9 protein-coding genes are annotated in these 15,444 nt (G+C 42.7%); 1 reads left to right on the forward strand and 8 read right to left on the reverse strand.

From position 1 onward, the window contains the following. Window positions 1-2: 2 nt before the first annotated feature. Complete coding sequence (locus BACPLE_RS04895; protein ID WP_007559437.1) at window positions 3-1,538, reverse strand: hypothetical protein; 1,536 nt, start codon at window positions 1,536-1,538, stop codon at window positions 3-5. 173 nt (window positions 1,539-1,711) lie between these two features. Here BACPLE_RS04895 and BACPLE_RS04900 point away from each other — a divergent pair, with 173 nt between their 5' ends. Further along, window positions 1,712-5,806, forward strand: a complete 4,095-nt coding sequence (locus BACPLE_RS04900) for a hybrid sensor histidine kinase/response regulator transcription factor (protein WP_040312458.1) — start codon at window positions 1,712-1,714, stop codon at window positions 5,804-5,806. 77 nt (window positions 5,807-5,883) lie between these two features. Here the strand turns inward: BACPLE_RS04900 and secDF are convergent, their stop codons facing one another. The 7 genes from secDF to lepB all read right to left on the reverse strand — a co-directional run bounded on the left by secDF (window position 5,884) and on the right by lepB (window position 15,443). Beyond that, window positions 5,884-8,877: a protein translocase subunit SecDF gene (secDF, locus tag BACPLE_RS04905; protein WP_007559440.1), complete on the reverse strand. Its 2,994-nt coding sequence runs from the start codon at window positions 8,875-8,877 to the stop codon at window positions 5,884-5,886. A gap of 205 nt (window positions 8,878-9,082) precedes the next feature. Further along, window positions 9,083-11,176 carry a M3 family metallopeptidase gene (locus tag BACPLE_RS04910; RefSeq protein ID WP_007559441.1) on the reverse strand — a complete coding sequence of 698 codons (2,094 nt, stop codon included), beginning with the start codon at window positions 11,174-11,176 and terminating at the stop codon, window positions 9,083-9,085. Window positions 11,177-11,194: 18 nt separating this feature from the next. Further along, complete coding sequence (locus BACPLE_RS04915) at window positions 11,195-12,253, reverse strand: endonuclease/exonuclease/phosphatase family protein (protein WP_007559442.1); 1,059 nt, start codon at window positions 12,251-12,253, stop codon at window positions 11,195-11,197. Beyond that, complete coding sequence (locus BACPLE_RS04920; RefSeq protein WP_007559444.1) at window positions 12,250-13,143, reverse strand: rhomboid family protein; 894 nt, start codon at window positions 13,141-13,143, stop codon at window positions 12,250-12,252. Before BACPLE_RS04920 ends, BACPLE_RS04915 begins: the two co-directional genes overlap by 4 nt. Beyond that, the gene (locus tag BACPLE_RS04925) at window positions 13,118-13,792 is read right to left on the reverse strand and encodes a rhomboid family intramembrane serine protease (RefSeq protein ID WP_007559445.1); all 675 of its coding nucleotides are present in this window, start codon (window positions 13,790-13,792) and stop codon (window positions 13,118-13,120) included. Before BACPLE_RS04925 ends, BACPLE_RS04920 begins: the two co-directional genes overlap by 26 nt. Window positions 13,793-13,858: 66 nt before the next feature. After that, complete coding sequence (locus BACPLE_RS04930; RefSeq protein ID WP_007559446.1) at window positions 13,859-14,509, reverse strand: WbqC family protein; 651 nt, start codon at window positions 14,507-14,509, stop codon at window positions 13,859-13,861. 16 nt (window positions 14,510-14,525) lie between these two features. Further along, window positions 14,526-15,443: a signal peptidase I gene (lepB, locus tag BACPLE_RS04935; RefSeq protein WP_007559447.1), complete on the reverse strand. Its 918-nt coding sequence runs from the start codon at window positions 15,441-15,443 to the stop codon at window positions 14,526-14,528. Between the last annotated feature and the right edge of the window lies 1 nt (window position 15,444).

The following is a 15,444-nucleotide window of genomic DNA, read 5'->3' on the forward strand; positions in this document are numbered from 1 at the left end:
AATTAATTTGCAGGGACAATTTTACCTCTACCAAGATGAGCATCAAACTCAAATCGATAATTTCCTCCATTCACAATAACAGGCTTCATCCAATTATCTTGTACGGAAGAGCCATCTTCCCATTTCATATTTGTTCCTTCCCAATTAGGATTTACATCATTTTTCTTACTGAAATATCCAAATTTTTCGATTTCTGTAGAATTATCACATCTCCATTCTACATGATCCCACCAGCCTCCAGGATGGTAGTTAGAAATAATAAAGTTCATTTCTTCTCCAGAAGAAAGTGTCCACGTTCCTTCTGATGGATAGTAGAACAGATGAGGATTATTGGAATCTTGAACAAACAAGTGAGCTCCAGCATCTTGCGGCGAGCTTCCCCAACCGATATAGAAATCAATCATTTCAGAGCCATTTTCCCAGACATCAAAACACGGCTTTCCATATTCATATTTTATTGGACTAGTCGCCTCATCCACAGAATAAGTCTTTATGTTATAAGTAGATTCTTGTATATTGATATCAATCTCATAATACACATTAGGCGTATCCAATACTATAGGTTTAGCAAGCTTCGGATCGCTCGTCAGTTTATTAGAATCTTTAGGATCCAAGCCAAAACAAACCGGATTAAAACTAGTTTTCTGGGGAAGGAAGAAAATCTCTGTCCCTGCAGCTTTGTTATAATAACGAGCCTTGTATTGATATTCTCCTACATGGTTAATTACCATAGGTACACCAAATACATCGCTATTCAATTCTGCCTCAGTTGCTACATCGGCCAAATACATTTTCTCAAAATCGATTATATCTGTAACAGAGATCGTGCATTTAACGGTATCTGTTCTTCCTGCATAATCAGTAACTGCAATTGTTGTCGGATAATCTTTCTTTTCCGCAGGTAACTCAATTCTCCAATTATACTCAAAAGAAGGAATACTATCAATATCTATAACCAAATCACTATATCCCGCTGCACCTTCTATATTCAGATATAGAGATTTTAAGGCACGATCATCTGTCATTTGAAGTTTCATCTCATAAGGATCAACAGCTCCATCTCTCAACAACATTGTCACAAAACTACCATCCTGCGGTGCCAGAGCAAATACAGGATCTGTAAAATCTCCATCCATGGTAATCAGTACATCTTGGGATGTTTCTCTTCCGCCGACATCCACAACTGTCACTTTTACTGTAAACTGTTCTCCAACCTCATCCTTTGAAATGCTAAATTTATAGCTTAAATCATAGGAAGTTTGGGGTTCACCATAGATTTCTATTAAATCAATAGTCTTGTTCAAATACAAATCTGCACATTCCAATTTAATGGCAGAAATTCCATCTGCATCTGTAAGGGTTCCTTCAATTGTGAAGTCATGGCCCGCACCACTCTGAATATGGTTCGTTTTTAACACAGCAACAGGTGATTCTCCATCTACATCCGAATATCCATTATCATCGCTACATCCTGTTACAAAGACCCCTGTGGCAAAAAGCGCACAGAGCAAAGAAACTTTTAAGAATCTTGTCCTCATAATTATTAGTATTTATGATTAAACATTATATTTTCGATTTCAAAAATACTTAACCTTATTATCAATTAAGAAAAAACATCATGCAATGACCGAGCACAAATCATTCATTGTATGATTTACATCCCTTTAATTCAATAAATATTACTATTTTTGAATCTACCAAAATGAACAATATGAAATATCTTTTTACTTTTTTCCTTTGTATACAGATTCTTTCCAGCTATGGCCAGCAGTATACAATTAAAAAGCTTGGATTAGAGAAAAAGCTATCCAACAGTTATATCATTGACATTACAGAAGACAAAAACGGATATCTTTGGTTTGCAACTGAAGACGGACTCAATAAGTTAGAAGGTGGATTATTCAGTTCCTATTATAAAAAAGATAATAGTAGATCACTTAATCTGACAGGAAACGAGTTGAACTGCCTGTTAGATGACCCTCAAGACCCAGTGTTATGGATTGGTACCCAGCGTGCTGGATTAAATGCATTCAATTATCAAACCAATCAACAAACTGTTTTCTTACATGATGAAAACAATCCATATAGTATTGCCACAAATGACGTAACAGATCTGGCAGTTGCAGCAGATGGTAATTTATGGGTTGCAACTTATTGGAGAGGAATAGAATATCTAGATAAAAAAACCGGAAAATTTACACACTACAACCAGCAAACAGTTCCAGGTCTTCCAAGTAATACCGTTTGGACTCTGGTAGACGACCACAAGGGGAACTTATACATAGGTCATGCACAACACGGAATGAGTATTCTCTCGATTAAAACCAAGAAGATCAAAAACTTTACTTATAACAAACTGGACGATACAACAATACCAAGCAATAATGTCCAATGCATATTCAAAGACAATACTGGAAATCTATGGATTGGTACAGAAAAAGGATTAGCCCTATATAATCCAGAAACAGAGCACTTCATTAGAATAGGAGAACAAGAATCTCCTCTTACGCACCGAATATACGACATCCAACAATTCAATGAAAATGAATTATGGGTAGCCACTGAATTTGGAGGAATTGCCATTATCAATCTTTCCAAGAGTTTGTTTAATACAGCCGAAAGCATACATTATATCCAGGCTGGAGATAATGAATATTACTTAAATAATTCAACAGTACGCTGTCTGTACCAAGACTCACATCAAAATATCTGGGCTGGAACATGGGGAGGAGGTGTCAATTTTCTTAGTTCCAATACCACTCTGTTTAAATCGTTCAGTTATTCACAAAATTCATCTGAAAGTAACCTAAGTTCTCATATTGCCAGCGCTGTATGCCTTGACAAGCAGAACAATTTATGGGTTGGTACAGATGGAGGAGGAATTAATGTAATAAAAGCAGGGAAAAGAACAGCCACTTACACCAAAAATGCCGGAAAACTTAGTGGCAACTCCATACAGACAGCCTTATGCGATAAACAAGGTAATTTATGGTTTGGTATATTTAATGGAGGAATTATGTTTTATGATACGCACAAACAAACATTTCACCAGATTTTTCCAGAAGAGTATGCTACTCAAGACGTCCGTTCACTTTATGAAGACAAAGAAGGCATTATCTGGGTAGGAACCAGTAATGGCGTATTCCAAATAGAAAGAAATAGTAAAAAGATTCGTCAACATACACATATTCCAGATAATCTTGTACGCACTGTCATTAAAGACAAAAAAGGACAAATATGGGTTGGAAGCTTTGGAAGCGGAATCTTCCTGTATTCTTCAAACTGGAAACCATTAAAAAGCTTTAACACCTATCTTAGCTTCCCGTCTAACACTATCAATCAGATTTTTGAAGACTCAAAAGGTTATATATGGGCTGCTACAGGAGAAGGATTAGTACAATTTGAAAACAAAACTCCCTGGAAATACAAAGTCTACCAGCGTAATGAAGGATTAGCCAATACCTTTATTTGGGCTATCGAAGAAGACGAAAACCAGAACATCTGGTTCAGCACGAATCAAGGAATCAGCTGTTTTGTCCGAAATGAAGGAAATATCTATAATTACGATTTCAGAGACAATATTCCGATGGCAAGTTTTATTGGAAGAAGTGCCTGTAAAGACAGAAATGGAGTTATGTATTTCGGATCAACCAACGGACTTTGCTATTTTACTCCCAGCTATATTCTGGAAAAACGACAAGCTCCCAAAGCCATTATTGGAAAAATAACGGTTTTTGAACCTCTCATCGCCGAGAATAGCAATGAAACAGAAATTCCTTTAATTAACAAAGAGAGTGTACGGTTAAAACACCTGCAAAACAATTTCAATATTTCATTCAATATACAGGATTACTCGCTGAATGAAAGAGTGGAGTATGCCTATATGTTAAAAGGGCTGGAGAACGCATGGTATACGGTAAAAGAGCCCAATAACGTCACATTCCGTAACCTACCACCCGGAAAATACGAGTTCTTAATTAAGACCCGTATCCGCAATCAGGAATGGTCAAACGAAATATCATCCATTGAAATTATTATTGCTCCCCCATTATGGCTTTCCTGGTGGGCAAAATTGCTTTATGTATTCTGTGCTGTAGGACTTCTTTTCATTGGACTATGGGCGTACAAACGTAAACTGAACCTGGAGTATCTGTACGAATCAGAAAAGAAAAGCCACGAACAAGAACAAGAACTCAATGATGAACGTCTGCGTTTCTATACCAATATCACCCACGAACTACGCACGCCATTGACATTGATTTTGGGACCACTGGAAGACTTGGTGAAAAGCAATACACTTTCCAGCAAAGATCACCATCGAATCTCTGTCATCCATCAAAGTGCCGTACGACTATTGAATCTGATAAACCAGATATTAGATTTCCGAAAAACAGAAACACAAAATAAGAAGCTTTGTGTCACAAAGGGGAATCTAACCAACGTAATCTATGAAACCGGACTGAAATACAAAGAACTAAATAACAAACCAGAGATTCAGGTCCTGATAGAAGCAGAAGATGAAAATATGGTATTGTTTTTTGACAAAGAGATCATCACTATGATTCTGGACAACCTGATTTCCAATGCAATAAAATACACAGAAAAAGGATATATCCGTATCCGCGCTGAATGGATTACAGAAAATGGTATACGATATGCACAACTTTCTGTAGAAGATACCGGATATGGAATCGGACAAGAAGCACTGACACATATCTTCGAGCGCTATTACCAGGAAAGTGGAGAACATCAAGCTTCTGGAACAGGTATCGGCCTGGCCTTGGTAAAGAATTTAGTAAAATTACATGAAGGAGATATTCAAGTAAAAAGTTTGCCCGACATCGGCACTACATTCTACCTACGCTTGCTGGCTGAAAACACCTATCCTCAAGCATTACACGGAGAAGATATGCATGCCGGAAAGCAAGACGTCAAAGAAAAGTACATTGAAAAGCTGGAAATCAGCGACCCAGACAGAAATGCGCGTCCTATCATTTTAGTGGTAGAAGACAATGCCGATATACGCGACTACATTGCAGACTCATTTACAGATTTATATGAGGTAAAAACAGCAGCCAACGGTAAGGAAGGACTACAAATAGCCACAGAATGTATCCCTGATATTGTAGTCAGCGACATCATGATGCCAGTAATGAATGGAATCATGATGTGTCAGAAACTGAAAGCAGACATGCGTACCAGTCACATTCCGGTTATTCTGCTGACAGCAAAAGACAGTATCACCGACAAAGAAGAAGGCTATCAGGCCGGAGCGGATTCCTATCTGACAAAACCCTTCAGCGCCAGCCTGCTGCAAAGTCGCATCAGCAACCTACTGACACAAAGGAGATTATTATCAGAACGGTTTGCCATCCGTCCTGAAAAACCGGAAAAACAAAGTATGGAGAAAAAAAGAGCTATTATTACAGAATCTATGAACAAACTGGACAAGGCATTCATGGACAAGATTACGAATGCCATTACCGAAAGCCTAGCCACCTCAGAAAACGTAGATATTACCGTACTTTCCAATGTGATGTGCATGAGCAGTTCTACCCTCTATCGCAAGGTAAAAGCACTTACCGGTATGTCAACCAATGAATACATCCGGAAAATTAAAATGCAACTTGCCGAAAAGTATCTGCTGGAAGGAAAATATTCGATTTCAGAAATCGCATTTAAGGTAGGAATCAATAGTAGCGTATATTTCCGTCAATGCTTCAAGGAGGAATTCGGAATGTCTGCTTCTGAGTATTTAAAGCAATTGACAGGACAATCCATTGATGAAAAAACTGATGAAAAATAGGCCGTAAACCACATTAAAAAAGCGGCTGCTTTCACGAGGAAAACAGCCGCTTTCAAACATTATATCAGATCTCTATTTTATTCTGCTTCACCAGCCTGTTTCGGCATCTTATGACCCATTGTCAGGTAAGCTACCGGAGCAGCTACGAACAATGAAGATAACGTACCGATTACTACACCCAAAATCATAGCGAATGCAAAGCTGCGGATGCTGTCACCACCAAGGATGAAGATACTCAGCAACACAATCAACGTACTCAAAGAAGTGTTGATGGTACGAGCCAAAGTTGTGTTCAACGAATCATTGAACAGCTGTGTACGGTCGCGTTTTGGATACAAACCGATAAACTCACGTACACGGTCGAAGATTACCACCTTATCATTGATAGAGTAACCGATTGCAGTCAAGATAGCACCAATGAATGTCTGGTCGATTTCCAAAGAGAACGGCATCCATCCATAGCACAAAGAGTATGCACCGATAATCAATACGGTATCCACCATCAATGCTACTGTAGCACCAATACTGAAGGCGATGTTGTTGAAACGAATCAAGATATACAGACCGATAGCAATCAAAGCCAATACAACTGACCATACAGCTGAAGTCTTAATATCGTCGGCGATGCTAGGACCTACCTTCTGAGAACTGATGATAGAACCTCCGGCACGATTATCACGGTCGATAAAGATTTCCAGTGTAGTACCTTCACCCAACAGATTACCTTCTTTCAATGCATTGTAAAGGAACTCTTCAATTTCTGCATCGATTGTAGGAGAATCTTCATTGATACGGTAGTTGGTAGTCACACGGATTGTCTTACCGTCTGTACCCAAAGCAATAGCCTGTACGTTTGCATCACCCACTTTCGGCTGCAGCAAGCTACGTACTGTTTCAGGCTGTACAACCTGTTCGAACTGAACTACGAAGTTACGTCCACCGGTGAAGTCGATACTCTGTGCAAGACCACGTACAAAGAATGAAATGATACATACTACAATGATAACTCCCCAGATAGTGAACGAGCGTTTCGTAATACCCATGAAGTTATAGTGTACATTCTGCATCAGGTTCTTTGAAATACCTGTAGTGAATGTCAGGTTCAACCACTTGTCCTTATTCATGAAGTGTTCGTAAACCAGACGAGTCAAGAACACAGCTGAGAAGAATGAGCAGAGGATACCGATAATCAAGGTAGTGGCAAAACCACGGATCGGACCAGTACCGAAGTTAAACAGGATGATACCTGTAATGATAGAAGTCAAGTTAGAGTCGAAGATAGCAGAGAATGCATTCTTGTAACCTTCAGCCAATGCCTGTTTGGTTCCCTTACCAGCACGGAGCTCTTCTTTCGTACGTTCGTAAATCAATACGTTCGCATCCACAGCCATACCCAGTGACAATACCATACCGGCGATACCAGACATGGTCAATGCAGCCTGGAATGAAGAAAGGATACCCAGTGTGAAGAAGAAGTTGATGAACAACGCACCGTTAGCCACCATACCCGGAATGAATCCGTACATCGCACACATATAAATCATCAGGACAATCAAAGCTACGATGAAAGATACGATACCCTGATTGATAGATTCCTGTCCCAAAGACGGACCTACGATGTCTTCCTGTACGATACGTGCAGGAGCCGGCATCTTACCTGACTTCAATACGTTAGCTAAGTCTTTTGTAACTTCCGGAGTAAAGTTACCGGTAATCTGTGAGTTACCACCAGTAATTTCAGAGTTTACACGCGGAGCACTGTACACATATCCATCCAATACGATAGCGATTTCCTTACCGATGTTCTTCTTGGTCAAGGCAGCCCAACGACGAGAACCTTCTGTATTCATAGACATGCTTACGCAAGGCTTATTGAACTGGTCGTATTCATCTTTTGCATCAGTTACTACATCACCTTCCAGCGGTGCACGACCGTTACGTTCTGTCGACTTGATAGCATACAATTCGAAGATACGTCCTGTCTTGTCCATATCCGAAGCTTTCACACCCCACATCAGTTTCAAGTCGCGCGGCATTACTTCCTTCACAGCTTTCATGTTCAAGATACGGTTTACATCAGCAGTATCCTTATAGTCAGCATAACCTACGATACAGCCTACACCGCTCTGATTCAACTGCAGTACAGCCAGCAACGGATGTTCTTTCTTCAGTTCTTCAATATTTGTATTAGAAGCAGTAGCAGTTTCGCCCTTCAATGCAGCAGCCAGACTGTCTTTTGCAGACACAGCAGAAGCCTCAGCTACAGCAGTTGTATCAGCTTCTACCATTGCAGAATCAGCAGGAGCATCTGCATTCAGCAGACCACGTGCACGGTTGTCAGCAGAAGCCAATACCGGAACGATGTCTTTTGCTTCAAATGTTTCCCAGAATTCCAGGTTAGCAGAACCCTGTAAAAGTTTTCTCACGCGTTCCGGTTCCTTGATACCCGGCAATTCCACCATGATACGGCCCATCTTGCCTTCCAGTGTCTGGATGTTCGGCTGAGCTACACCAAAACGGTCAATACGTGTACGCAAAACATTGAATGAGTTGTCAACAGCAGCACTCACCTCTTCACGTAATACTTTTTCTACTTCAGCGTCTGTACTACGGGTATTTACTTTATCCTTCAACTGCTGAGTTGCAAACAGTTCGGCAAGCTTGCCTTCCGGTGCCAGTTTCTTGTATTCTCTGATAAACAGCGTAATAAAGTCTTCCTGGCTGTTAATTTGCAATTTTGCAGCTTCTGCTACAGCTTTATTGAAAGCTTCATCCGGTTTGTTGTCGGCCAACGCCTTCACTACATCTGGTACAGAAACTTCCAGAATGACGTTCATACCACCTTTCAGGTCCAAACCCAACCCGATTTCCATCTCACGGCATTGTTTCAGCGTATAAATCCCCAACCACACCTTCTGATTCTGCATGGAATCCAGGTAATGTGCCGAACCTTTCGGGTCCTCAGCCGCCTTGTTCATCTGATAACGTGTAACGAATGAGAACGAAAGATAAAAAGCACACGCAAGGGTCAGTAATACCGCAAAAACCTTTACAAATCCTTTGTTTTGCATGTTACTTTAGTTTATTATATTTACTTTTAAAATTTGATACGTTTATTCAAGGTTGCAAATATAGTTTTTTTTTCATTTATATGCGGAAAGGATTGTAAATATTTAAGGCTTAGAGCCTAAAAAAGGGAGTACAGCTTGCAAAAATGAAGCTATACTCCCTCTTTTAGTTATACTCTGTACAGATTTTTCCTGCTATCCGGACATTTTATTTCAATCCGCGAGTCTTCAGCAACGCATCCAGGCTGGGCTCTGCCCCACGGAAGGTTACATACAGTTTCATCGGGTCGTCTGAACCACCTTTTTCCAAAATGTTCTTACGGAAAGAAGTTGCGGTAGCCTGGTCGAACAAGCCATGTTCCTTAAATGCTTCAAAGGCATCTGTATCCAGACGTTCAGCCCAGATATAGCTATAATAACCAGCTGCATAACCGCCCATGATGTGGTTGAAGTAAGTAGAACGATAGCGAGGTGCAATCTGCGGAATCAGTCCCAGTTTGTCCATCAACTGCTTTTCAAACTGAAGCACGTCGAATCCTTCCATCGTTGTCAGGCAGTGCATTTCCATATCCAGAATGGCAGCTGCCAACAGTTCTGTGGTCATAAAGCCCTGGTTGAACAATGCCTGATTTTCAATCTTGGCAATCAGAGAATCAGGGATAACCTCACGAGTCTGGTAATGTTTCGCATACATTTTCAGCACTTCAGGTTCTACAGCCCAATGCTCCATAATCTGTGAAGGAAGTTCCACGAAATCCTGAGCTACAGACGTACCAGACACACCTTTGTACTTACACTGAGTCAGCAATCCGTGCAATGCATGTCCAAACTCATGATACATGGTGCGTGCTTCATCGATTGTCAGCAGAGAAGGAAGGTCACCTGCCGGTTTGGTAAAGCTGGCCACATTATAAATCAACGGACGGACACCTTCCTGCTGCTCACGGAAGTTACTCATCCAGGCACCGCTCCGTTTGCTGGCACGAGGCATGTAGTCGCTATAGAACACGCCTAACAGTGAACCGTCAGCATCCTTCACAATGTAAGTCTTCACATCCTTATTATATACAGAAATAGAATCACAAGGAGTCAAAGTAATGCCATACAGTTTGTTGACTACCGTACACAGTCCATTGTGTACATCTTCCTGACTGAAATAAGGCTTGATGGCATCTTCATTCAAATCATATTTTTCCTGACGAAGCTTTTCAGCGTAATACCACCAGTCCCATGCTTCCAGTTTCTCACCTTTTCCTTCACGGTCCATAATTTTCTGCAACTCAGCAGCTTCTGCTTTGGCATTCTTGATAGAATATTCCCACAGGCCATACAGCAGGTCAAGTGCATTCTTCGGGTTCTTCGCCATGTTGTCAGCCAACTGATACTCTGCGAAATTGTTGAATCCCATCAGCTGTGCCTTTTCCAGACGAAGAGCAAGCACCTTTTTCAGCACTTCCTTGTTGTCATTGGCATTGCCACGGTTACCCAGGCTGGTATATGCCTGATAGATATTCTTTCTCAGTTCACGGTTCTGAGCATACTGGAGCAATGGAGTACGGCTGGATTCTTGCAAGGTAAATACCCATTTACCGTCTTTTCCATGTGCCTTGGCTTCCTGTGCAGCCCCAGCAATGACTGCATCCGGCAGACCGGCCAAATCTTCTTTCTTATCTACCACCAGCAGATAATCGTTGTTGTCGGCCAGCACATGATTACCGAACTCAATGGTCAGTGTAGAAAGCTGCTTGTTGATTTCACGCAGACGTTCCTGTTTCTGGGCATCCAGCCCTGCACCAGAGCGAACAAATTCTTTATAATATTTATCCAGCAAATAATGCTGTTCGGTGGTCAGCTGAATTTTTCCAGCCTCTTCCTGAGCATGAACGGCAGCCACCCTCTTATATAAATCCTGATTCAGGAAAATATTGTCGCTGTGTTCAGACAGCATCGGAGCAATCTTTGCTTCCAGCGCCATCATTTCGTCATTGGTATCTGCTTCTGTCAAAGCAAAGAACACACCGCTCACACGAGCCAGAATCTCCCCGCTGTTGTCCAGCGCCACAATCGTATTTTCGAAACTCGGTTCCTCCGGATTTTCCACAATAGCCTTAATTTCTTCATTCTGCTGTTCAATACCTTTCAGGAAAGCCGGCTCATAATGTTCCACCTTGATACGGTCAAAGTCAGGTGTTCCATAAGGGGTTTCAAACTCAGACAGGAACGGATTGCCCGTGTCTGCCGCCTGCTGCCCGCAGGCACATACCATACAACTCATAGCTGCTGCAAAAATTAAATTCTTCATCTTTTATTTATTATCAGGTTATAACTTCTCTACCAAACACCACAGCGGATAATGATCAGATGCCGAAATGGAATTGTCCACACGACATTTCAATACTCTAAATCCCTTGCTCACAAATAAATGGTCTATGCGGAAATACAGAAAATTCCGGTTATACGAGAATCCCGGCCCCCAACCGGCCTCACGATAAGCATCCGTCAGTCCTTTCCCAATGGTATGATGTGCATACGAAATTGGAGAATCATTAAAATCGCCGCATACCAGCAGATACTTACCCGACTGTCGAGAAATTACCTGTGCCACAGAATCGGCCTGAGGGGCACGAATAGCTACAGCATCGGCCAGTTTACGCAGAAGATATTTACTATCCGATTTTACCTTCTGTTCATTAGGCGATTTAAGCAAGCCCTCATAAAGTTCCTTGTCATGTGCATCTAGTTTATTTGATTCCAAATGATTACATACCAGTGACAGCGTATCTTCTTTCATCTTCAGCTGAAGCAAGAAGCTGGCATTATTGGCACTTACATACGGAATCCGCTTCACTGAGACAATAGGGAAACGTGACAAACAAACCATTCCGTTCTCATTGGAAGCCCTAAGCAGACACCGATAGGGATACATTGGGAAAACTTTTTTTGTTTTTTGCTCATCCCATAAATATTCTTGCAGACAAACCACATCCGCATCACTCTCCTGAATGTATCGTCGTAAAGGATACCCCTCCTCTTCCGTATCTCCCTGCATGTGCATCACATTATAAGTCAGGAACTTCATTACCTCGCCGTCTGCCTCATCCTCTCCATCTTTAAATGGAGTATATGTCAATACAGCTCCTCCTCCGAGCAACAAAAAAGCAAGAGGAAGACACGCTAACTTCCTGCAATGAAACAGCCACACTACTACAAAACCCAGCATGGCGAGTAAAAAGAAAGGAAAAAACAATCCTGCACAAGCAAATACCGGATGAGTTACCGGCGACACAAGTGGACTGTAGGCACAACATAAAAATCCTACCCCGACAATCAGGTTTGCCAGAATCAGCACACCTCTAAATGTATGTTTCCAAATACTCATTTCTTACTTGCATCAAATAAGCTTTTCTTCTCATCGTCTGTCAGACTGTTATAGCCCGACTTACGCAATTTGTCCAGAATCCGGTCAATTTCTGCCTCACGTTCCTTTTTCCGGGCATTGTATTCATAATCCGCCTGACGTCCTCCGTAGTGCACCTTCATCTTGGGCTTACGCTTCACCGGACGTCCCAAGCCTGCAAACCAGTCGCACACCAGGTTTATCCATTTCGTGGCATCATGACCGCTCTGCAATCCTGCAGCAAACCACCATCCGGCCAGTGCTCCACCCAGATGTGCAATGTGCCCGCCTGCATTCTCAGAAGTCATGAACAGCAAATCAAGCGCCACCATAAACAGAGCCACATATTTCAGGCGTACCGTACCGATAAACAGGAACTGTACCGGATAATTCGGTTCACGCACACTTACCGCCACCACAATGGCCAACACAGAAGCCGAAGCACCCAACAAATAGGAAGAATACACGACATCCTGAAAATAAGGAAACACATTATATGCCAGCATATAAAGCAAGCCGCCGCAAATACCTCCCAGAAAATAAAGTCCACGCAAGTGCTTCGACGAGAAAAAAGCCAGAAACAGACGACCGAACCAGAACAGCCACAGCATATTAAACAAGATGTGCAGCACACCGGCATGCATGAACATGTAAGTAATCAATGTCCAGGGTCTACGGATAAAAGTTTCCGTCCATGCCGGCAGTTCCAGATAATTCATCCACGGTGAAGCAAGCACATTGAATAAGGTCAGAAAAATCTGTACCAGTGTCACCACCAGAAACACCGCCACGTTCACATACACCAGACGCAGCACAATGTCTCCCTGCTGAAACTTTCTTTTCAAATCAGTAATAAATCCGTCCGCCGCCATTTTTCTTTCTCCAATAAACAATCAGTATCAAGCCGAACAACATACCTCCCAAATGAGCGAAATGGGCTACTCCGTCGTTGCTGCCCAGTCCTAAAAGCAACTCCAGCACGGCATATCCAATTACGAAATACTTCGCCTTGATAGGCATCGGTATCGGGAAAACAAACATCTGACTGTTAGGAAACAACATACCGAATGCCAGCAAAATGCCATACACCGCTCCCGAAGCACCTACGGTAGTCAACTGGTTCAGAAACGCATCCATAGGAATGATACCCAGTCCCGTGTTGACCGAATCGTAATTCGACCATACGGTCAGATACTCCACATACTGCACCACTTCCTGAATCAGACCGGCGCCAATACCACAAATCAGATAATACGTCAGGAAACGTTTAGGTCCCCATACCTGTTCCAGTACCCGTCCGAACATCCATACCGCAAACATATTAAAGAAGATATGCGAGAAATTGGCATGCATGAACATGTAAGTGATAAGCTGCCCCAGGTTAAAATCCGAAGCCAGGAAAAAGTGAAGCCCCAGCATATTCTCTATATCCACTCCGTATTTTCGGGCCACAAACATTCCGAAGAAACAGAGCACATTGATAATAAGCAGGTTTTTCGTTACTGTTGGAAGATTATTCATATTGTTAAATCATTGATTCAGTTACAAATGTACAACATAAAATCGGGTTTGAAGGAATATGTATCCTTAAATTTCATTGAACGTACGCACCGAGTCACGCAGCACCAGCAAGCTTTCCGGTCCCATATTGAACAGCAGGTCAATCACACTGAGATTAGGCAGAAAGCCCAGCTTCTGGTCAAACACCTGATAATAAGGCTTGGGAAAGAAGGCCTTGTCCGCCTCCCGATAATCCCGTTTGGGGTGAATCAGCTCCCGGAAATCATCGGCACACTCCACTTCCGGCATGTATTCCTCGGTAGGTATCAGGCGAGGTTCCATGTCAATCTGCCGGCACACCCACTCACACAGTTCCAGGTTAAAGTCAAACAGAAACTCATATTTTTGCTCAAAGAACCGGTGAAACTCATCCGCATAGTAATCAAAGAAAGGACTATGCTTGTAAGCGGCTACAAACGCATTCCAGTGCACATGCCGCCAGTTGCCATGGTCTGAAATACGTACGTCCTTCATCACACACTTCAAGTCGTCACTCTTTTCCGTCGGAATGGTCAGTACCAACGGCCCGTCGGCCGATGCAATCACACACCGGTTACGGTAAGTCTGCTTCATGTAGTGGTCATAACGCTCCACACGCACCGAAGGATAAGCAAAAAGTTTGGTATAATATTCTACGGGAGCCAGATAGGCCGACCCCAAAATCACTTCATTCTTCATTCTTTCTTAGTTTATGTCATTGCACCCGCTGCCAGAAGCGCCCCTTCCGCGAAGAGTACCAGATGCGCCAGGCCTTCCCTATCAGGTGGTCCTCCGGTACGAAGCCGAACAAGCGGGAGTCACAAATATTCACCGGATCATTGGAAGCCACCCAATAATAATCCTTGCTAAACGTATAAGTCTCCACGGGCTTTCCTTTCACATACAACGTATCACGGAGAATTTCCGCAGGCTGGTGTTCATGTGCCACAATCGTATTGCAGAGCAAAGTCACATTCCAGGGATACACCTTCACCGGAACGCCTTTTGCCGGAATCACATACGGATGCACTTCCGTACGGTTCTTTTCATCCAGCGGCACAAGCGGAATCCGCCCCTCCAGTTTCTGCGAAATCAAGTAATATTCATATTGGCTGAAACTCCGTATATACCCCCCGTCGGAAGTATATCCGGCCAGCGTATTTCCTTTGATACCCAGCACCGACAGCACGGTCAGCATCAAATCTTCCGAGGATACCGGATAAGCATACAGCGATTTAGCGTCCGGACTGAGCACCTCTCCGTCCACACAGTTCAGGTCGGCATCCAGCATCAGCGTATCTCCCGGCGTGCCGATACAGCGGCTGATAAACAGCTCTCTCCACTCTATTCCTTTCTCCACCTGCTGGGGATGAGGGTTATTGAACAAGAGAATATCCCCTTTCTCCGCGCGCGAAGATGCCAGCCGATGATAGCCGAAAAGCGAACAAAAAGGCAAACGCAGCCCGTAGCTCCACTTGTTGACCAGAATCCGTTCTCCCTGATAAAGAGAATTTTCCATCCCGGAAGAAGGAATTACACAAGTCGTCACAAGCAGGGTCCGCACCAGCCATACGGTCAACACCGTCAGGCCGGCCGCTCTCAACCACCACCATCCGGACTTTCCTTTGTTCATA

This window comes from Phocaeicola plebeius DSM 17135, assembly GCF_000187895.1.
Classification (GTDB): domain Bacteria; phylum Bacteroidota; class Bacteroidia; order Bacteroidales; family Bacteroidaceae; genus Phocaeicola; species Phocaeicola plebeius.